Source organism: Streptomyces sp. NBC_01077, from assembly GCF_045162855.1.
Classification (GTDB): domain Bacteria; phylum Actinomycetota; class Actinomycetes; order Streptomycetales; family Streptomycetaceae; genus Streptomyces.
The window spans coordinates 2,945,062-2,964,208 of the sequence record NZ_CP108669.1 but is presented as its reverse complement, the minus strand read 5'-3'; the positions used below and the strand labels follow the sequence as shown (position 1 = coordinate 2,964,208).

Genomic DNA, 19,147 nt, shown 5'->3' with positions numbered 1-19,147 from the left:
CGGCGGTCTCACTGTCGCAGGGGGCTCATCGCCGCAGAGTCCTCAGCCAGGCCGCCGCCGTGTCCAGGGCCGCGTCCGCCTCCGGGAGCAGGCCCGCTCCGCCGAGGAAGCCGTGGAACATGCCCGTGTGGAGGTGGGCCTGGGCCGGGACGCCCGCGGCGGAGAGGCGGCGGGCGTAGGCGAGGCCCTCGTCGCGCAGCGGGTCGCAGTCGGCGAGGACGAGGAGGGCCGGGGGCAGTCCGGTGACGTCGGCCGTCAGGCCGGGGGAGGCGGCGGCGGGGTCGCCCTCCGGGCCCACGTACTGCTGCCAGTACCAGCGCATATGGGCCGTGGTGTGAAAGAAGCCCTCCGCGAAGGCCCGCGCCGAGGGCCCCTCCAGGCGGTGGTCCAGGGCCGGGTACACGAGGAGTTGACCCGCGACCACCGGGCCGCCACGGTCGCGGGCCCGCAGGGCGGCCGCCGCGGCCAGGTTGCCGCCGCTGGAGTCGCCCGCCAGGACGAGGGGGCGGCCCGGATACCTGTCGGCCGCCCACCCCAAGGCCGCGCACACGTCGTCCTCGGCCGCCGGGAAGCGGTGCTCGGGCGCGCGCCGGTAGTCGACGGAGACGACGGTGGCGCCGGTACGGGAGGCGAGCGCGCGGCACGTCCGGTCGTGGGTGTCCAGGTCGCAGAGGACCCAGCCACCGCCGTGGGCGAAGACGACGACCAGGTCGTCCGTGCCCTCGTACACGCGGACCGGGACTCCGCTCACCGAGGCGGAAGGGGCGGGCGGTATCTCGCCGAGGTGGGCCCGGGCCGCTGCCCGGAGCGCTTCCGCGCCCGCCTCCGGGCGGGGGAAGCCGGCCGACATCGCGTCGCAGAGCGCGCGGGCGGCCGGGGTGAGGGGATCGGTCGGGGTGAGGGGGTCGGCTGGGGTAAGGGGGTCGGCCGGGGTGAGCGGATCGGTCGTCATGCGGTGAGACCTCCGTCGATCGTGAACTCGGCGCCCGTCACGTACGACGACGCCTCCGAGAGCAGGAAGGCGACCAGCTCCCCGACCTCCTCCGGGCGGCCCATCCGGCCGAGCGGCACGTGCGACCAGTCCTTCTCCGCGACCGCCGCGGTCATGGGGGTGTCGACGGCGCCCGGGTGGACCGAGTTGACGCGGACGCCGTACGGGGCGAGATCACGTGCTGCCGAGCGGCTGAGGCCCCGCAGGCCGAACTTGCCCGCGCCGTAGGCCGCGTGGCCCGGGACACCGGTCAGGCCGGCCGTGGACGACACGTTCACGATCGAGCCGCCGCCCGACTCCCGGAGCCGCGGGAGAGCGGCCTGGATGCCGAGGAACGGGCCCAACAGGTTGACCCGGAGGAGGAGTTCGAAGTTCTCGTACGTCTCCGACTCCACGGGCGCCGTGCGCCACAGCGCCGCGTTGTTGACGAGCCCGTCGAGCCTGCCGTACGCGGCGACCGCCCTGTCCGTCACGGTCCGCCAGTCCTCGGCCGACGTCACGTCGTGGCGGACGAAGACGGCCGACCCGCCGAGGTCCGCCGCGACCGCCCTCCCCTCCTCCTCCCGCACGTCGGTGAGGACGACGCGCGCCCCGGCCGCCACCAGGAGCCGGGCCTCGGCCGCGCCCTGGCCGCGCGCCGCGCCCGTCACGATCACGACCTTGCCGTGGAGGCGGCTCGTGGTCGGGCCGGACGTCGGGCCGGACGTCAGGCCGGTCGCCGGGCCGCCGTTCACGCCTGCATCTCCAGCGCGCGGAAGTGCGGGATGACCTTCGTGCCCCACTGGCGGATGGTCTCCAGGCAGTCCTCCTGCGGCACGGTTCCCATCTGGATCAGGCACATCACCTCGTCGATGCCGATCTCCCGGAGCCGTTCGACGTAGGCGATCGCCGTGGCGGAGTCCCCGTAGGCGTGGTCGGTGTTGTAGGTGCCGGTGTCGACCGGCCGGGCGGGGACGTTCGCCTCGTGCAGGCGGGCGATCAGCTCGTCCCGTTCGCGGGCGAGGGCGCCGGCGTGGTCCTCGTCCTCCGCGTAGCCGGTGGGGGCGGGCGCACCGCCGTACCAGTGGGCGATCGACTCGGCGAAGAAGCGCTGGCCGCGGGTGCCGAGCCGGAGGGCGCGGTCGGCGTCGTCCAGGACGATCGTCGGGCAGAGGGCGGAGAAGTGGTCGTTGACCTCGGTCGAGACGAACCGCGATCCGTCCCGCGCGGCGACGGCCTCGTCGTACACGGTGCGCATCGCGCGGACGTCGTCGGCGCCCGCGAACCCCATCACCAGGGCGCCGATGCCGAGTTCGGCCGCCTGCCGGAGCGACTCGTGCTGCGAGCAGGCCATGAAGAGCGGCGGGTGCGGGTGCTGGGCGGGGCGGGGCAGGACCGCGCCGGGGCCGATGTCGAGCGAGCCGTGCCACTCGAACTCCGGCTCGCGCCACGCGGCGGCGAAGATCCGCAGGGCCTCCTCCGTCTGCGGCCGGGTGTCCTCGGGGTGTACCCCGAACATCCGCATCTCCTGGCGGGTCGCGCCCCGTCCGGCGCCGACGTCGACCCGGCCGCCGGAGAGCACGTCGAGCATGGCGGCGCGTTCGGCGACCCGCACGGGGTGCTGGTAGCCGAAGGGCATGGTGACCACGCCGTGGCCGACGCGGATGGTCCGGGTGCGGGCGGCGACCCAGGTCAGGAAGATCTCGGACGCGCTCATGTGGGCGTACTGGCTGAGGGAATGGTGTTCGACCGCCCAGATCCGGTCGAAGCCCATCTCCTCGGCGAGGACGGCCTGTTCGACGCAGTCGTGGATGACGCGGTGTTCGCGGGCGGGGGTGGGGTCGACGAGCTGTGCTTCGAAGATCATGGAGAACTTCAACGGGAGCTCCTCCCAGCGGCTGCGGAGTCACCGACGGCGGCTCCGGCTGCGGAGGCGCTGACGGCGACTATGCCTAATCGAAATACTTCTAGCAGGCATAGGAGGAGGAAGGAAGAGCCGTAGACTGCCGTCCGTGGCAGACGAGTTGACGGCCCCAGGGCCGGAGTCGCGGGAACCGGCGGAACTGCCCGGGCTCCCCGCGACGAGCTGGGCCGTGCTCGGACTGCTCTCCTTCGGGCGTGAGCTGTCCGGCTACGACCTCAAGAAATGGTCGGACCGGTCGCTGGGACTCTTCTACTGGAGCCCGTCGTTCAGTCAGATCTACAGCGAGCTCAAGCGCCTGGAGAAGGCCGGATACGCCGAATCGCGCCTGGTCGCCCCGGAGGCCGGCTCGCGCGACAAGCGCGTGTACCGGATCACCGACGAGGGCCTCGCCGCCGTCAGGCTCTGGGCCCGCACGGCCCCCCTCGACCCGCCCGTCCTCAAGCACGGTCCGATGCTGCGGCTCTGGCTCGGCCATCTCCTCGAACCCGACCGGATGCGGGAGATCCTCGCCGCGCACCGGGAGTACGCCGAGAGCATGCGGCTGCGCGCCGAGGCGGACGTGGCGGACTCGGCGGCGGACGAGGCATGGGCGTACCCCCGGCTCACCCTCACCTGGGCCGAGCGCTACTACACCGCCGAGCGCGACCTGGCCGACGCCATGCTCGCGGACATCGAGGAGCTGGAGAGGAACCGTCCATGGCGCTGAGCCTGCGCAAGGTCGAGGAGACCGCGCCCGCCCTGGTGAGCCTCTACCAGCAGGCGGGGGAGTCGCTGCGGCGGTCCGGGATCGACGGGGAGCGCGTCGCCGTCCACCTCGTCGTCGACTACTCGGGGTCGATGAAGCCGTACTACACCAGTGGTGCCGTACAGGCCCTGGCCGACCGGGTGCTGGGGCTCTCCGCGCACCTCGACGACGACGGCCGGGTGCCGGTCGTCTTCTTCTCCACCGACATCGACGCCGAGACCGAGATCCGGCTCGACGACCACGCCGGCCGGATCGACCGGATCGTCGCCGGCCTCGGCCACATGGGGAAGACCAGCTACCACCTCGCCATGGACGCCGTCATCGACCACTACCTCGACAGCGGCTCCACCGCCCCCGCGCTCGTCGTCTTCCAGACCGACGGCGGGCCGATCAACAAGCTCGCGGCCGAGCGGTACGTGTGCAAGGCGGCCCGGCTGCCGATCTTCTGGCAGTTCATCGGCTTCGGCGACCCCGGCAGCCGGCAGTTCGAGTTCCTGCGCCGGCTCGACGAACTGGACGTGCCGACGAAGCGGCCCATCGACAACTCCGGGTTCTTCCACGCGGGCCGGGACCCGAGCCGGGTCCCGGACGCGGAGCTGTACGACAGGCTCGTCGCCGACTTCCCCGCCTGGCTCGCCGCGGCCCGGGCCCAGGGCATCGTCCGGTCGTGAGCCGTCCCGTCGTGAGCCGTCCGGGCGTGAGCCGTCCGGTCGCGAGCCACCCGGCCGTGAGCCGTCCGTTCACGAGGCGTCTGCCCTCACCTCCTCGCCGAGCCGCGTGAACTGCTCCTCGGTGAGGGTGACGTCGAGCGCGCCCAGGTTCTCCACGAGGTGGGCGGCCGAGGACGTACCCGGGATCGGGAGGATGTGCGGGGCCCGGTGCAGGAGCCAGGCCAGGGCCGTCTGTGACGGGGTGGCGCCGATCTCCCGGGCGACCCGGGCGACCGGCCCGTCCGGGCCCGCGTGCCCGCCCATGGCGACCGGGAAGAAGGGGACGAACGCGATCCCGCGCCCGGCGGTGTGCTCGACGACGGCCTCGTGGTCGCGGGTCGCCAGGTTGTAGAGGTTCTGCACGGCCGCGATCGGCGCGACCGTCTCGGCCTCCGCCAGCTGGGCGACCGTCACCTCCGAGAGCCCGATGTGCCGGACCTTGCCCTCCTCCTGGAGCCGCCGCAGGGCGCCGACCTGCTCGGCGACCGGGAAGTTCTCGTCGAGACGGTGCAGGTGGAGGAGGTCGATCCGCTCGGTGCGCAGCCGGCGCAGGCTCAGCTCGGCCTGCTGGCGCAGATAGGCGGGGTGGCCGAGCGGCACCCACTCGGTGGGGGACGGCCGGACCACACCGACCTTGGTGGCCACCGCGATCCCGTCGCCGTACGGATGCAGTGCCTCGGCGAGCAGTTCCTCCCCGGCCCCGAGGGCGTACGCGTCCGCCGTGTCGAAGAGGGTGACGCCCGCCTCGGCGGCCGTCCGCAGCAGGTTCACCGCCGCCGCCCGGTCGGCCGGGGCCGTCCAGATGCGGGCCTCCGGGCCGGTCGGGTCGCCGGGACCGTCGGCGAGTCGCATCGTGCCGTATCCGACACGCCGGACCGGGAGGTCGCCGCCGAGCTGGAATATCGTCGTGTCCGAGGAGTTCGTGTGGTTCGTCATGCTCGGACCGTAGGAGCTCACACGGGTGTGAGGTTCAAGCCCGCAGGGGCGAAGGTGAGGGGGGTCACATGAAGATCGGTGCACTGGCGCGCGAGACCGGGGTGAGCGTCCGGCTGCTCCGCTACTACGAGGAGCAGGGTCTCCTCGGCTCGGAGCGCACCCCCGGCGGGCAGCGGGTGTACGGCCCCGACGCCCCCGCCGTCGTGCGCCGCATCCGGGCCCTCCTCGACGCCGGACTGCCGACCCGGGTCATCGCCGAGGTGCTCGACTGCGTCTGCGGCAGCGAGGCGGAGATCGAGCCCTGCCTCAGCCCGCTGCTCGTCGCCCGGCTCGACGCCATCGACGGGCAGATCCACGACCTCCAGGGCGCCCGCTCCTCCCTCGCCGCGCTCGTGGCGGCGACCGAGGGCAGGCAACTCGCCACCGCCGACTGAGTGCTGGGAATCCGGTGGCTCCGGTCGTGGCCGTGGGCGATCATGACGCCCATGACTTCTCTGGTACGACACGTGACCATCGACTGCGCCGACGCCTACGCCCTGGCGACCTTCTGGGCGAAGGTCCTGGACTCCAAGGTCTCGGACGACGATCAGCCCGGTGACGAGGAGGCGCTCGTCGTCTCTCCCGGAGCGGGTCTCCTCTTCATCCAGGTGCCCGAGGCGAAGGCCGTGAAGAACCGCGTCCACCTCGACCTCCAGCCGCAGGACCGTACGCGCGACGAGGAGGTCGAGCGGCTGCTCGGCCTCGGCGCCACCCTGCTCGACGACCGCCGGAACGCGGACGGGACCGGCTGGGCGACCATGGGCGACCCCGAGGGCAACGAGTTCTGCGTCGAGCGCAGCGCCGCCGAGCGCGCCGCCACCGCCTGATCCCGATGCTGTTCCCGGCCCTGAGACGTACGGAGTAATCCGGACAGTGGATGTCGGGTATCCGGTGTTTCCTGGATCCATGGGAGACATGGGAGACACCGGAACCGCAACCACCTGGTCGGCCTTCGAGGCCGCCGAACCCGAGTTCGCCGCGACCGTGCGCGAGCGCTTCGGGCAGTACACCCACCACGCCCTCGCCACCGTCCGGGAGGACGGCTCGCCCCGGCTCAGCGGCATCGAGGCGGGCTTCCGCTTCGGCGAGCTCTGGCTCGGCATGATGCCCGGCTCCCGCAAGGCCCGCGACCTGCGCCGCGACCCCCGGCTCGCACTCCTCGCCAACCTGGGCGCCGGCACGGACATGGGCGGCGGCGACGTCCGTGTCTCCGGGCGGGCGGTCGAGATCACCGACCCCGAGACCGTCGCCCGGTACGTCGCCGACGCGGGCGAGCCCCAGCCGTTCCACCTCTTCCGGGTGGACCCGACCGAGGTCGTACGGACCTGGGTGGACGGCGACGAGCTCGTCGTCCGCACCTGGTCCGCCGGGCGCCCGGCTCGGACCTTCCGGCGCGGCAACGACGAGAGCCCACCCCGCCAGGAGTCATGAGCGAGGGTCGAGGACGGTCGCCCGGCAGGCGGCCGGGTCTCCCCAGGCGTCCCTCAGTGGGCGGGCCTTGCGGAGCCACAGCGAGAGGTCCAGTTCCTCCGTGTAGCCGACCGCGCCGTGGATCTGGAGGGCGGTGCGGGCCGCCGCGTACCCCGCCTCGCCGGTCGTCACCTTGGCGGCGGCCACGTCTCCGGCCGTCAGCGTCACCGCCGCCCCGAACAGCAGCGGCCGCGCGAACTCCAGGGCGAGCAGCGTGTCCGCCAGCCGGTGCTTGACCGCCTGGAACGCGCCGATCGGGGTGCCGAACTGGGTCCTCTGCCGGGCGTACGCGACCGTGCGGTCGAGCAGCGCCAGGCCCACGCCCAGCGACTGCGCCGCCGTCGCCAGCGTCGCCCAGCGCCGGGCCTGTCCGGCCGCGGCGGCCACCGCGGGGCCCTCGGCGAGGAGTTCCCCGCCAGGTGCCGGGCGCGCGAGGCGCCGCGCGGGGTCGGCGGAGACCCGGACCGGCCCGTGACCGGGCGCCCGCCACAGCTCCTCACCCCGTACGACGAGCACCGCGTCCGCCCGGTCGGCGTCGAGGGCGTACGGCACCGCATGCCGTACGGCCTCCGCCCGGGCGACGGCCAGCGTCGCCGTCCGCTCGCCCGCCGCCAGGGCGGGCAGGAGCCGTTTCGCCGGGCCCGGCTCGCCCAGGCGCGCCAGTTCCCCGAGAAGGACCGCCGTCGCCACCGTCTCCACCACCGGGCCGGGGACCGCGTGGCGGCCCAACTCGACGAAGGCGTGGGTGAGTTCGACGGGGAGTGGTCCCACACCTTCGTACGCCTCCGGTACCGCGAGCGCGAACACGCCCGCCTCCGCGAGCCGCCCCCACAGTGCCCGTCCCGGGTCGGGGTCACCGCCCGCCCAGGCCCGTACGGCCGCCGGGGTGTCCGCGGCGGTGAGCATCGCGTCCAGGGAGCGGGCGAAGGCGCGCTGTTCGTCGGTCGGCAGGAAGCTCATCAGCGGCGCCCCTTCGGGAGGCCGAGCAGCCGCTCGGCGATGATGTCGCGCTGGATCTCGTTCGTGCCCGCGTAGAGGGGGCCCGCGAGGGCGAAGGTGTACCCCTCGGCCCAGGCGCTGTCCGTCAACTCGCCGTCCGCGCCCAGGAGATCGAGCGCCGTCTCGTGCAGGGCCAGGTCGTACTCCGACCAGAACACCTTGTTGAGGCTGGACTCGGCCCCCGACGGCGCCCCCGCCGCGAGCCGGGCCGCCGCGCCCGCCGTGAACAGCTGGTACGCGCGCGCCCCGATCGCCGCGTCCGCCACCCGGTCCCGCAGGGCCGAGTCGGCCGGGTCACCCTCGGTCCGCCAGAGCCGTACGAGCCGGTCGGCGGCGGCGAGGAACCGGCCGGGGGAGCGGAGCATCAGCCCGCGCTCGTTGCCCGTCGTGGACATCGCGATGCGCCAGCCCTGGCCCGGCTCCCCGATCACGTCCTCGTCCGGGACGAAGACCTCGTCGAGGAACAGCTCGGCGAAGGCCGGTTTCCCGTCGAGCCGGCCGATGGGCCGGACGGTCACCCCCGGCGCCCGCAGGTCGAACATCAGATAGGTGAGCCCCCGGTGGGGCCGGTCGGCCGCCGGATCGCTGCGGAAGATGCCGAAGGCCCGGTCGGCGAAGGCGGCCCGGGAGGACCAGGTCTTCTGCCCGGAGAGCAGCCAGCCGCCGTCTCCACGGACCGCCCGGGAGGTGAGGGATGCCAGGTCGGAGCCGGCCTCGGGTTCGGACCAGGCCTGTGCCCAGATCGTCCCGCCGGTCGCCATCGACGGCAGGATCCGGGCCCGTTGTTCCGCCGTGCCGTGGTCGAAGAGGGTGGGGGCGAGGAGCTGGACGCCGTTCTGCGAGACCCGGCCGGGCGCCCCCGCCGCCCAGTACTCCTCCTCGAAGACCAGCCACCGGGCAAGGTCGACGCCCCGGCCTCCGTACTCCTCGGGCCAGGAGACCACCGACCAGCGGGCGGCGGCCAGTTCGGCCTCCCAGGCGCGGTGGGCGGCGAAGCCCTCGGCCGTCTCCAGGGAGGGCAGCGGCACTGCGGGGACGTGGTCCCGCAGCCACTCCCGGACCTCCGCCCGGAAGGCCTCCTCGGTCCGTGTGTACGAGAGATCCATCGGTCACCCCGCCCTCACCCGTTCCCTAACAAGTGTTTGGTAGGTTAACGTACGGCCATGAGCAGCGTCGAGGAGTTCCGGGCGGAGATACGGGGCTGGCTGAAGACCCACCTCAGCGGCTCCTTCGCCGCCCTCAAGGGCCGCGGCGGACCCGGCCGCGAGCACGAGGCCTTCGCCGAACGCCTCGCCTGGGAGCGGCACCTGGCCTCCCACGGCTGGACCTGCGTCGGCTGGCCGGAGAAGTACGGCGGACGCGGCGCGAGCATCGAGGAGCAGATCGCCTTCCACGAGGAGTACGCCCTCGCCGACGCCCCCGCCCGCGTCAACCACATCGGCGAACAGCTCCTCGGCCCCACCCTCATCGACCACGGCACCGAGGAGCAGAAGGCCCGCTTCCTGCCCCCGATCCGCGCCGCCCGGGAACTCTGGTGCCAGGGCTACAGCGAACCCGGCGCCGGCTCCGACCTCGCCGCCGTCCGCACCCGCGCGACCCTGGATGAGGGGCAGTGGGTGGTCGACGGCCAGAAGATCTGGACCTCCCTCGCCCACGAGGCCCAGTGGTGCTTCGTCCTGGCGCGGACGGAAGCGGGCTCCCGGCGCCACGCCGGACTCTCCTATCTCCTCGTCCCCCTCGACCGGCCGGGCGTCGACATCCGGCCCATCGTCCAGCTCACCGGCACCAGCGAGTTCAACGAGGTCTTCTTCGACGGGGCCCGGACCGACGCGGCGAACGTCGTCGGAGCGCCCGGCGACGGCTGGCGGATCGCCATGGCCACCCTCGGCTACGAACGCGGCGTCTCCACCCTCGGCCAGCAGGTCGGCTTCCGCCGCGAACTCGATGCCCTCGTCGCCCTCGCCCGCCGCAACGGCGCCGCCGCCGACCCCGACATCCGCGACCGCCTCACCCGCGCCTGGGCCGGCCTCGAAGCCCTCCGCGCCGGCGCCCTGCGCGGCACCGACCCCTCCGCCGCCAAGCTGTACTGGTCCCACTGGCACCGCGACCTCGGCGAACTCGCCCTGGAGGTGTGCGGCCCCCACGCCACGCTCGCCGCGGGAGCCCCGTACGAACTCGACGACTGGCAGCGGCTGTTCCTCTTCTCCCGCGCCGACACCGTCTACGCCGGGTCCAGCGAGATCCAGCGGAACATCATCGCCGAGCGGGTGCTCGGCCTCCCGAAGGAGCCGCGACCGTGACACCGCCACCGTCTCCGCCCCCCTATGTGCCGGGCCACGGACTCCTCCGCGGGCGGACCGCCGTGATCACCGCCGCCGCCGGAGCCGGGATCGGCGGCGCCACCGCCCGCCGCTTCCTGGAGGAAGGCGCCCGCGTCCTCGTCAGCGACGCCCACACCCGGCGCCTCAAGGAGACCGAGACCGCCCTCGCCGCCGAGTTCGGCGCCGGCTCCGTCGCCTCCCAGCCCTGCGACGTCACCGACGAGGCCCAGGTCCAGGCGCTGTACGACACCGCCGTACGGCTCCACGGACGCCTGGACATCCTCGTCAACAACGCCGGCCTCGGCGGCACCGCCGACCTCGCCGACATGACCGACGAGCAGTGGAGCCGGGTCCTCGACGTCACCCTCGGCGGCACCTTCCGCTGCACCCGCGCCGCCCTCCGCCACTTCCGCGAGACCGGCACCGGCGGCGTCGTCGTCAACAACGCCTCCGTCGTCGGCTGGCGCGCCCAGGCCGGGCAGGCCCACTACGCCGCCGCCAAGGCCGGCGTCATGGCCCTCACCCGCTGCGCGGCCGTCGAGGCCGCCGCCTACGGCGTCCGCGTCAACGCGGTCTCCCCGTCCCTCGCCATGCACCCCCACCTGGCCAAGGTCACCACCACCGAACTCCTCGACGAGCTCACCCGGCGCGAGGCCTTCGGGCGCTACGCCGAGCCCTGGGAGATCGCCAACGTCATCGTCTTCCTCGCCGGCGACTACTCCTCCTACATGACCGGCGAGACGGTCTCCGTCAGCAGCCAGCACCCGTAGGACCAGAATGGACGCGTGCCGAACACTCCCCAGAGCTCAAGCAAGAAGAAGACCCCGGTGAGCGGCGGGCCCGAGCGGCGCCGTGAACTCCTCGACACGGCGGCCGAGGTGTTCGCCGCCCAGGGGTACAACGCCACCACCGTCCGCAAGATCGCGGACGCCGCCGGCATGCTCGCCGGCAGCCTCTACTACCACTTCGACTCCAAGGAGTCGATGCTCGACGAGATCCTCTCCACCTTCCTCGGCGAGCTGTGGGAGGGGTACGACGCCGTCCTCGACGCCGGACTCGGGCCCCGCGAGACCATCGAGGCCCTCGTCACCGAGTCCTTCCGCGAGATCGACCGGCATCGCGCCGCCGTCGCCATCTACCAGAAGGAGTCCCGGCACCTCACCGACCAGCCCCGCTTCCACTACCTGGCCGACTCGCAGCGCAAGTTCGAGAGGGCCTGGCTCGGCACCCTGGAGCGCGGGGTCGCCGCCGGGGTCTTCCGCGCCGACCTGGACGTCCGCCTGACCTACCGGTTCGTCCGCGACACCGTCTGGGTCGCCGCGTCCTGGTACCGCCCGGGCGGCCTGCACAGCCCCGAGGAGATCGCCCGCCAGTACCTGTCCATGGTCCTGGACGGAATCGCCGTACGTACGCAGGAGACACACGCGTAAGGGAGGTACGGCCCCGGTGCCGTGCGTCCCACCGACCGACCGGAGGAGTCGCCATGCCCGAGGCCTACATCGTCGAAGCGGTCCGCACACCCGTGGGGCGCCGAGGGGGCGGGCTCTCGGCCGTCCACCCGGCGGACCTCGGCGCCCATGTGCTGAAGGCCCTCGTCGCCCGCTCCGGGATCGACCCGGCCGCCGTCGACGACGTCGTCCTCGGCTGCCTCGACACCGTCGGGCCGCAGGCCGGCGACATCGCCCGGACGGCATGGCTGGCCGCGGGCCTCCCCGAGGAGGTCCCCGGGGTGACCGTCGACCGCCAGTGCGGCTCGTCCCAGCAGGCCGTGCACTTCGCCGCCCAGGCGGTCATGTCCGGCACCCAGGACCTGGTCGTCGCCGGCGGCGTGCAGAACATGTCGATGATCCCCATCGCCTTCGCCTCCCGGCAGGCCGCCGAACCCCTCGGCCTCACCGGCGGCCCCTTCCACGGCAGCGAGGGCTGGCGCGCCCGCTACGGCGACGCGCCCGTGAACCAGTTCCACGGCGCCGAGCTGATCGCCGAGAAATGGCGGATCACCCGCCATGACCAGGAGCAATTCGCCCTCCGCTCGCACGAGCGGGCGCTCCGGGCGATCGACGGGGGCCGCTTCGCGCGGGAGACCGTGGCGTACGGGGAGGTCGGGGTCGACGAGGGACCGCGCCGCGACACCAGCGCGGAGAAGATGGCCGGGCTCCGGCCGGTCGTCGAGGGCGGCACCATCACCGCCGCCTGCTCCTCCCAGGTCTCGGACGGGGCGGCGGCGCTGCTCCTCGCGAGCGAGCGGGCCGTACGGGAGCACGGGCTCACCCCCCGGGCCCGCGTCCACCACCTGTCGGCGCGCGGCGAGGACCCGATCCGGATGCTGTCCGCGCCGATACCCGCGACCGCCCACGCGCTCAAGAAGACCGGCCTGACCATCGACGACATCGACCTCGTCGAGATCAACGAGGCCTTCGCGCCGGTCGTCCTCGCCTGGCTGAAGGAGACCGGCGCCGACCCCGCCCGGGTCAACGTCAACGGTGGCGCGATCGCCCTGGGCCACCCGCTCGGCGCGACCGGCGCGAAACTGATGACGACGCTCCTCCACGAGCTGGAACGCACGGGCGGCCGCTACGGCCTCCAGACGATGTGCGAGGGGGGCGGGCAGGCGAACGTGACGATCATCGAAAGGCTGTGACCGGGCCGGTGACGGATCACTGCCTCACCGTGACCGGGCCGGTGACGGATCACTGCCCCGCCGTGACCGGGCCGGTGATGGACCACCGCCTCGCTGTGAGGTCGCCCACGTCGCACCGCGCTGGGCAGGTCTGATCCGTCCGGGGATCGATCGGGCGGGGCGGGAAGGTCCCGGGGCGCACTATTGTTCCGGTAGAGACATCCGGGGCTCGTATCGCGCGTTCCGGGAAAACAGCCGGGGCCCGTATCTCGTGTTCCGGGTAGAGCAGCCGGGGCCCGCACCGTGCAGGTGCGGGCCCTGGCTGTGCCGCGAGCACCGGCCAGAAAGGCACGCATGACCCGCTCCGAACGCCCCCACAAGCGCAGCCCCCGCACCGCCCAGGCGAAGTCCACGTCACAGCCGAAGGCCTCCCGTGGCGGGCGCCGTCCCGCCACGCCGCCGCCGCCGAGCGAGTTCACGCCGCCGGAGACGGTGACGCCCGCCCTTCCCGCGGTGGCCGCCTTCGCCGACCTCGACATGCCCGAGGGCCTGCTGCGGACCCTGGGCGAGCAGGGCGTCACGGAGCCGTTCCCGATCCAGGCCGCGACCCTCCCGAACTCGCTGGCCGGCCGTGACGTGCTCGGCCGGGGGCGTACCGGCTCCGGCAAGACCCTCGCGTTCGGACTCGCGATCCTGGCCCGTTCGGCCGGCCGCCGCGCCGAGCCGGGCGCGCCGCTCGCGCTCGTCCTGGTGCCCACCCGTGAGCTCGCGCAGCAGGTGACCGACGCGCTCACCCCGTACGCCTCCGCGCTGCGGCTCCGCATCACCACCGTCGTCGGCGGCATGTCGATCAGCCGGCAGTCCTCCGCGCTGCGGCGCGGCGCCGAGATCCTCATCGCCACGCCCGGCCGGCTGCACGACCTCATCGACCGCGGCGACTGCCGGCTCGACCAGGTCGCCGTCACCGTCCTCGACGAGGCCGACCAGATGGCCGACATGGGCTTCCTGCCGCAGGTCACGAAGCTGCTGAAGCAGGTCGAGCCGGGCGGGCAGCGCCTGCTGTTCTCGGCCACCCTCGACCGGAACATCGACCGTCTGGTCAAGATGTTCCTCGACGACCCGGTCGTGCACTCGGTCGACCCGTCGGCCGGCGCGGTCACCACCATGGAGCACCACGTCCTGTACGTGATGGACGAGACCGACAAGAAGGCCGTCACGCTGAAGATCGCGGCCCGCGACGGCCGGACGATCCTCTTCCTGGACACCAAGCGGTCCGTGGACCGGCTGGTCAAGCGGCTCCTCGCCAACGGTGTACGGGCCTCCGGCCTGCACGGCGGCCGCTCGCAGCCGCAGCGCAACCGGACCCTGGACCAGTTCAAGAGCGGTCAGGTCACCACGCTCGTCGCCACGAACGTGGCCGCGCGCGGCATCCACGTCGACGACCTCGACATGGTCGTCAACGTCGACCCGCCGATGGACCACAAGGACTACCTGCACCGCGGCGGCCGTACCGCCCGCGCCGGTGAGTCCGGCAGCGTCTTCACCCTGGTCCTGCCCGAGCAGAAGCGCGACATGGGCCGTCTGATGTCGAACGCGGGCATCAGCCCCCGTACGGCGCAGATCAAGTCCAGCGACGACCAGCTGGTCGAGCTGACCGGCGCCCGGGAGCCCTCGGGCGTCCCGGTCGTCGTCGAGACCCCGCAGCCGACCCAGCCGCGCAAGGCGGCCGGCTCCGGTGCCGGCGGTGGCCGTTCCTCCGGCCGACGCCGCCGCCCGGCCCCGGCCGGCGGCGCGGCAGGTACGGGCACGGGCTCCGGCCGTTCCGGAGCCACGGGTACGGCCTCGGGCCGCACCTCGGGCTCCTCCGGCCGCACGTCGGGCTCCGCCGGCCGTACCGCCGGTTCCGCCGGTGGCTCGGGCCGCGCGTCCGGCGGTGGCCGGGGCGCCGGCTCCGGCACGGGCGGCGGACGCGGTGCCGCCGCGGGCGCCGGTGCCGGTCGCACCGGGCGTCAGGCCGCGGGCACCAGCCGTTCGCGCAGCGCCAGCAGCTCGCGGAACTCCAGGCCGAGGCCGACCGACACGTAACGGAACACGCTCCCGTACGAGGAGCGCAGCTGCTCCAGGGCGGTGTCGAGGTACTCCGCCCGCACCTCCTGGAGCGGAATGATCAGGGCCGGGTTCTGCATGAGCCCGGCCTGTTTCAATCCCTCCCGCAGTCGTGCGTCGTACGTGGCGCGGAAGGTGTTGGAGGCCAGGTAGTCCGCGCGGGCGAGGGAGTCGGGCACGCCGAGGAGCGTGAGCAGGAGCCAGCCGGTCCAGCCGGTGCGGTCCTTGCCCGAGGTGCAGTGCAGGAGCAGCGGCCCCCGGCGGGGGTCGGCCAGGTCCCGCAGGGTCGCCGCGAAGGCGGCCCGGTTCGCGGGGTCGGTGACGAAGGTGCGGTAGACCTCGCGCATGAAGGCGGCGGAACGTCCGCCGCCCAGCATCTCCTCCTGCCGCACCGGGTCGCGCGAGCCGATCGCGGTGAGCAGCTGCCCGAACAGGCCGTTGTCGGTGACGGGCCGGGGGACCGGGACGGCACCGGCCGGCAGCCGGTCGGCGCCGTCGTACCCGACCTCCAGCGGGATCCGCAGGTCGACCACGGTGCCGAGGCCGAGCCCGGCGAGCGTGGTCACGTCGGCGTCGGTCAGCTTGGCGAGGTGGTCGCCCCGGTAGGCGAGGCCGTACCGGACCCGGCTCCCGTCGTACGTGGGGTAGCCGCCGAGGTCACGGACGTTGACGGCGCCCTGGAGCGGGATCTGCCGGATCGGGGGCGCCTGCGCGGACCGGGGGCGGGCGGTCGCCTCCGTGGGCAGGGCGGTGAGCAGGGCGGTGGCGCCGGTGGCGGTGAGCAGCGCGCGTCGAGACAGGTGCACGGCCGGACTCCTTTGCGGCTCAAGGGGTTGAGGGTGGGCGGTGCGGCGTGTGGGTCACTCCTCGGGGTGCGGAAGCGTCCGCAGGACCTGCGCGGCCTCCGTCATGATCCGGGTGACCAGTTCCTCGCAGCTGGGCAGGTCGTCGATGACTCCCGCGACCTGACCGGCGGCCATGACGCCCAGGTCCGTGCGGCCCTCGACCATCGAGGCCCGCAGGAGCATCGGGGTGTTCGCGGCGAGCAGGACCTGGCTCCAGGACAGGTCCTTGCCGTGGCGCATGGCCAGGCCGTCGCGGACCATCGCGGGCCAGGAGAGCCCGGAGATCCGGCGGAAGCCGGCCGCCCGGCGCAGGGCCCGGGCCAGGGACCGTACCCGCCCCGCGTTCTCCAGGGACGCGACGAGGTCGGTACGGAGCATCCGGTGCGGCAGCCCGTCGACGGCCGTCGTCACCGTGACGTCCTTGACCGTGGCGGCCAGATAGCGGGCCTTCACCGCGTCCGGCACGGTCGAGTCGGAGGTCAGCAGGAAGCGGGTGCCCATGGCGATGCCCGCCGCCCCGTGGGCGAGGGCGGCGACCAGGCCCCGCCCGTCGCGGAAGCCGCCCGCCGCGATCACCGGGATGTCGACGGCGTCCACCACCTGCGGCAGCAGGACGCTCGTCGCGACCTCGCCGGTGTGGCCGCCGCCCTCCCCGCCCTGGACGAGCACCGCGTCCGCGCCCCAGCCCGCGACCTTCTCGGCGTGCCGTCGGGCACCGACCGAGGGGATCACGACGACCCCGGCGTCCTTGAGCTCGGCGATCAGGTCCCGGGAGGGCGCGAGGGCGAAGGAGGCGACCCGAACCCCCTCGTCGACGATGATCCGGACCCGTTCGCGGGCGTCCCCCGCGTCGGCGCGCAGGTTCACCCCGAAGGGCCGGTCGGTGCGGGACCTCACCTCGCGGACGGCGGCGCGGAGCTCGTCCACGGTCATCGTGGCGGAGGCGAGGACGCCGAGCGCGCCCGCGTTCGCGGTCGCCGAGACGAGCCGGGGACCGGCGACCCAGCCCATGCCCGTCTGCACGATCGGGTGGCGGACTCCGGTCAGTTCGGTGAGCGCGGTCCTCATCGGGGCGCCCATCGGGCGCTCATGGAGGCATTCATGGGGGCGCTCATCGGGGCGCGACCTCGCGGTTCCGCAGCCCCCGGGGGTCGATGACCTCGCGGATCAGCCGGAGTTCGTCGGCGGTGGGTTCGCGGGTGTACGGCACGTCGTCGCCGATGACCAGCTCGAAGCCGGTGGCCGCCCGGACCTCGTCGACGGTGACGCCCGGGTGGACGGACGCGAGCCGCATCGCGTGGCCGGACGTCTCGAAGTCGAGGACGGCGAGGTCGGTCACGACCCGGGGGAGACGGTGGTACGGCCCGACGGCGTGGTCGTAGCCGACGCCGCTGATCATGTCGACCTGCTCGACGAAGACCCGGGGCGAGTGCTTGGGGATCCAGTAACTGACGGGGTTGTTGAGGGTGTTGACGGGTGCCCCGCGCACGCCGAGGAGCTGGCGGGTGGGGCGCTGCCAGTCGCCGATGCAGGAGATGTTCTGGTTGCCGTACCGGTCGATCTGGCTGGCGCCCATCATCACGTGCCGCTTGCCGCCGGTGACCATGGCGAGGTGCCTGCGGTACGGCAGCCAGCCCTCGGGCTCCCCGTCGAGGCCGACGAGCAGGGCCTCGCCGTCGGTGAGGAGGAGGTCGGGGGAGAAGGTGCGTCTGGCGAGGCGGGCGCCGAACGAGGGGATCAGGCCCATGGGGCTGGCGAGCACCTCGCCGTTGTCGCGCCAGGCCTCGGCGCAGGCGATCACGCAGTATTCGGCTCGGGTGGTCACCGCTGCTCCTTGCGCTCGTCGTGCCAGGCCCGTACGGCCGCCTGGTAGTCGTCCTCGCTCTTGCCCGACAGGAAGCGCTCGGCGAACTCGGGCCAGGGGGTGGTGGCGTAGAGCTTCTGGAAGGGCTCGTCGCGGTCGTGGTCGGGGACGCAGGAGGTGAAGTGGGCCCCGTTCGGGGTCTCGACGACGCCGGTGACGCTGTGGCGGCTGACGAGGAGGGTCTGGGGCACAGTGTCCGGCCCGAAACGGTCGGTGCCGTCGACGATGCGCTCGCAGGAGACGTACGCCGTGTCGGCGGCCTCGCAGAACAGGTCGTCGAAGTACGGGTCGGGGCCGAGGTACTGGCCGTTGCCGAGCCGGTCGGCGCGGTTGACGTGGACGAGGGCGGCGTCCATGCGCAGCGCGGGCACGGCGACGAACTCCTCGCCGTCCTCGTAGGGGGAGGTGACGGTCCGCAGGCCCGGGTTGACCCGCATCACGTCGGAGCCGAGGCCGGCCCGGACCGGCAGGAACGGCAGCCGGTTGGCGGCGGCGTGCAGCCCCCACATGAACATCGCCTCGTCGAGCTCGGTGAGCTCGAAGGCACCGCGCTCACGGGCCGCCCGGAAATGGGGTTCGAGAGGGATGGAGTCCAGGGTCACGAACGGCGCGACGAGCCGCCGGATCCGGCCCGCGGCGGCGAGCAGGCCGACGTCGGGGCCACCGTAGGAGACCACCGTGAGATCGCTGATCTCGGACCGGAGCAGCGCTCTGACCAGGGCCATCGGCTTGCGCCGGGAGCCCCAGCCGCCGATCCCGATCGTCATGCCGGAGCGGAGCCGGCCCACGACGTCCTCGGGGGTCATCGTCTTGTCGGTCACGGGGAGTTCTCCTTCCCGAAGGTGTCGCGGACCCGGTCGGCGACCCCGCTGAGATTGGCCTCGAAGGTGAAGCCCTGCTCGAAGCGGTAGCTGCGCCGTACGTCCACGGGGTCGATGCCGTTGAGGGCGGCCTTGGCGAGCCGGAGGAGACTGCCGTCCTTGGCGGCGATCTCCCCGGCCAGGTCGAGCGCCGCGTCGAGCAGTCCGGGGCGCGGGACCACCTTCCACACCGAGCCGTGGGCGTGCAGTTCGGCGGCGGTCGCGGTCCGCGAGGTGTAGTAGAGGGCCCGCATCAGGTGCTGCGGCACGAGCCGGGCGAGATGGGTGGCGGCGCCGAGTGCGCCCCGGTCCAGCTCGGGCAGTCCGAAGACGGCGTCCTCGGCGGCGACGATCGCGTCGGCGTTGCCGACGAGCCCGATGCCGCCGCCGAGGCAGTGTCCGGCGACCGCCGCGACGACCGGCACCTCGCACTCGTACACGGCGGCGAAGGCCTCGGCGCAGCCGCTGTTGGCGCCGATCAGGGACGCGTGCCCGGGGTCGCGCTGCAACTCCTTGATGTCGACGCCCGCGTTGAAGCCGCGGCCCTCGGCGGTGAGGACGACGCAGCGGACCTCGGGGTCGCGGCCCGCCGCGCGGACGGCGTCGGCGAGCGCGTACCAGCCTTTGACGGGCAGGGCGTTGACGGGCGGGAAGTCGACGGTGACCAGGGCCACGCCCGTCGTGGGGCGCGAGGTGCAGACACCCATGAGTGGATCAGCTACCTTTCCACCAAACGTT

21 protein-coding genes are annotated in these 19,147 nt (G+C 73.5%); 10 read left to right on the top strand and 11 right to left on the bottom strand.

Features of this window, described 5'->3' with window-relative positions; all coding sequences use genetic code 11:
• Positions 1-25: 25 nt before the first annotated feature.
• From OG462_RS13225 to OG462_RS13215, 3 genes are read right to left on the bottom strand one after another with little or no spacing between them, the layout of a single operon-like run.
• On the bottom strand, positions 26-952 hold the full coding sequence (locus OG462_RS13225) for an alpha/beta hydrolase (protein ID WP_406057559.1): 927 nt from the start codon (positions 950-952) through the stop codon (positions 26-28).
• A complete protein-coding gene (locus OG462_RS13220) occupies positions 949-1,701 on the bottom strand; it encodes an SDR family NAD(P)-dependent oxidoreductase (RefSeq protein ID WP_406066523.1) in 753 nt (250 codons plus the stop codon). The genes OG462_RS13225 and OG462_RS13220 overlap by 4 nt, the downstream gene beginning before the upstream one ends.
• A 20-nt stretch (positions 1,702-1,721) precedes the next feature.
• Complete coding sequence (locus OG462_RS13215; RefSeq protein ID WP_406057557.1) at positions 1,722-2,849, bottom strand: LLM class flavin-dependent oxidoreductase; 1,128 nt, start codon at positions 2,847-2,849, stop codon at positions 1,722-1,724.
• A gap of 133 nt (positions 2,850-2,982) precedes the next feature.
• Between OG462_RS13215 and OG462_RS13210 the strand changes: the two genes are divergently transcribed.
• Positions 2,983-3,600 (top strand): PadR family transcriptional regulator, encoded by a 618-nt coding sequence (locus OG462_RS13210; RefSeq protein ID WP_406057555.1) that lies wholly within the window; start codon positions 2,983-2,985, stop codon positions 3,598-3,600.
• The gene (locus OG462_RS13205; protein WP_406057553.1) at positions 3,591-4,310 is read left to right on the top strand and encodes a VWA domain-containing protein; all 720 of its coding nucleotides are present in this window, start codon (positions 3,591-3,593) and stop codon (positions 4,308-4,310) included. Before OG462_RS13210 ends, OG462_RS13205 begins: the two co-directional genes overlap by 10 nt.
• 69 nt (positions 4,311-4,379) lie before the next feature.
• On the opposite strand, the gene OG462_RS13200 is transcribed toward OG462_RS13205, so the two are convergent.
• On the bottom strand, positions 4,380-5,285 hold the full coding sequence (locus OG462_RS13200; protein ID WP_406057551.1) for an aldo/keto reductase: 906 nt from the start codon (positions 5,283-5,285) through the stop codon (positions 4,380-4,382).
• A gap of 68 nt (positions 5,286-5,353) precedes the next feature.
• Here OG462_RS13200 and OG462_RS13195 point away from each other — a divergent pair, with 68 nt between their 5' ends.
• The 3 genes from OG462_RS13195 (at position 5,354) to OG462_RS13185 (ending at position 6,755) form a co-directional block, all read left to right on the top strand.
• A complete protein-coding gene (locus OG462_RS13195) occupies positions 5,354-5,719 on the top strand; it encodes a MerR family transcriptional regulator (protein WP_406057549.1) in 366 nt (121 codons plus the stop codon).
• 51 nt (positions 5,720-5,770) lie between these two features.
• A complete protein-coding gene (locus tag OG462_RS13190) occupies positions 5,771-6,151 on the top strand; it encodes a VOC family protein (RefSeq protein WP_406057547.1) in 381 nt (126 codons plus the stop codon).
• Between the two features lie 79 nt (positions 6,152-6,230).
• The gene (locus tag OG462_RS13185; RefSeq protein ID WP_406057545.1) at positions 6,231-6,755 is read left to right on the top strand and encodes a pyridoxamine 5'-phosphate oxidase family protein; all 525 of its coding nucleotides are present in this window, start codon (positions 6,231-6,233) and stop codon (positions 6,753-6,755) included.
• Here OG462_RS13185 and OG462_RS13180 read toward each other — a convergent pair.
• Together OG462_RS13180 and OG462_RS13175 are read right to left on the bottom strand one after the other, a co-directional pair.
• Positions 6,750-7,754, bottom strand: a complete 1,005-nt coding sequence (locus OG462_RS13180; RefSeq protein ID WP_406057544.1) for an acyl-CoA dehydrogenase family protein — start codon at positions 7,752-7,754, stop codon at positions 6,750-6,752. The two genes, OG462_RS13185 and OG462_RS13180, sit on opposite strands and share 6 nt — an antisense overlap.
• Entirely contained in the window at positions 7,754-8,899 is a 1,146-nt protein-coding gene (locus OG462_RS13175; RefSeq protein WP_406057542.1) for an acyl-CoA dehydrogenase family protein, read from the bottom strand. The genes OG462_RS13180 and OG462_RS13175 overlap by 1 nt, the downstream gene beginning before the upstream one ends.
• A gap of 57 nt (positions 8,900-8,956) precedes the next feature.
• Here OG462_RS13175 and OG462_RS13170 point away from each other — a divergent pair, with 57 nt between their 5' ends.
• From OG462_RS13170 to OG462_RS13150, 5 genes are all read left to right on the top strand, one after another.
• Positions 8,957-10,093 (top strand): acyl-CoA dehydrogenase family protein, encoded by a 1,137-nt coding sequence (locus tag OG462_RS13170; protein WP_406057541.1) that lies wholly within the window; start codon positions 8,957-8,959, stop codon positions 10,091-10,093.
• The gene (locus OG462_RS13165) at positions 10,090-10,884 is read left to right on the top strand and encodes an SDR family oxidoreductase (protein ID WP_406057539.1); all 795 of its coding nucleotides are present in this window, start codon (positions 10,090-10,092) and stop codon (positions 10,882-10,884) included. Before OG462_RS13170 ends, OG462_RS13165 begins: the two co-directional genes overlap by 4 nt.
• A gap of 15 nt (positions 10,885-10,899) precedes the next feature.
• Complete coding sequence (locus OG462_RS13160) at positions 10,900-11,544, top strand: TetR/AcrR family transcriptional regulator (RefSeq protein ID WP_406057538.1); 645 nt, start codon at positions 10,900-10,902, stop codon at positions 11,542-11,544.
• Between the two features lie 53 nt (positions 11,545-11,597).
• Entirely contained in the window at positions 11,598-12,755 is a 1,158-nt protein-coding gene (locus OG462_RS13155) for an acetyl-CoA C-acetyltransferase (RefSeq protein ID WP_406057536.1), read from the top strand.
• 333 nt (positions 12,756-13,088) lie between these two features.
• Complete coding sequence (locus OG462_RS13150) at positions 13,089-14,819, top strand: DEAD/DEAH box helicase (protein ID WP_406057535.1); 1,731 nt, start codon at positions 13,089-13,091, stop codon at positions 14,817-14,819.
• Here the strand turns inward: OG462_RS13150 and OG462_RS13145 are convergent.
• Genes OG462_RS13145 through OG462_RS13125 form a run of 5 tightly spaced genes read right to left on the bottom strand, consistent with a single transcriptional unit; the run spans position 14,744 to position 19,116 of the window.
• Positions 14,744-15,646 (bottom strand): tyrosine-protein phosphatase, encoded by a 903-nt coding sequence (locus OG462_RS13145; RefSeq protein WP_406057533.1) that lies wholly within the window; start codon positions 15,644-15,646, stop codon positions 14,744-14,746. The two genes, OG462_RS13150 and OG462_RS13145, sit on opposite strands and share 76 nt — an antisense overlap.
• Positions 15,647-15,700: 54 nt before the next feature.
• Positions 15,701-16,753 carry an NAD(P)H-dependent flavin oxidoreductase gene (locus OG462_RS13140; protein WP_406066521.1) on the bottom strand — a complete coding sequence of 351 codons (1,053 nt, stop codon included), beginning with the start codon at positions 16,751-16,753 and terminating at the stop codon, positions 15,701-15,703.
• A gap of 43 nt (positions 16,754-16,796) precedes the next feature.
• Complete coding sequence (locus OG462_RS13135; RefSeq protein ID WP_406057531.1) at positions 16,797-17,510, bottom strand: CoA-transferase subunit beta; 714 nt, start codon at positions 17,508-17,510, stop codon at positions 16,797-16,799.
• The gene (locus tag OG462_RS13130; RefSeq protein ID WP_406057529.1) at positions 17,507-18,370 is read right to left on the bottom strand and encodes a CoA transferase subunit A; all 864 of its coding nucleotides are present in this window, start codon (positions 18,368-18,370) and stop codon (positions 17,507-17,509) included. The genes OG462_RS13135 and OG462_RS13130 overlap by 4 nt, the downstream gene beginning before the upstream one ends.
• A complete protein-coding gene (locus tag OG462_RS13125; RefSeq protein ID WP_406057528.1) occupies positions 18,367-19,116 on the bottom strand; it encodes an enoyl-CoA hydratase family protein in 750 nt (249 codons plus the stop codon). The genes OG462_RS13130 and OG462_RS13125 overlap by 4 nt, the downstream gene beginning before the upstream one ends.
• Positions 19,117-19,147: the final 31 nt, after the last annotated feature.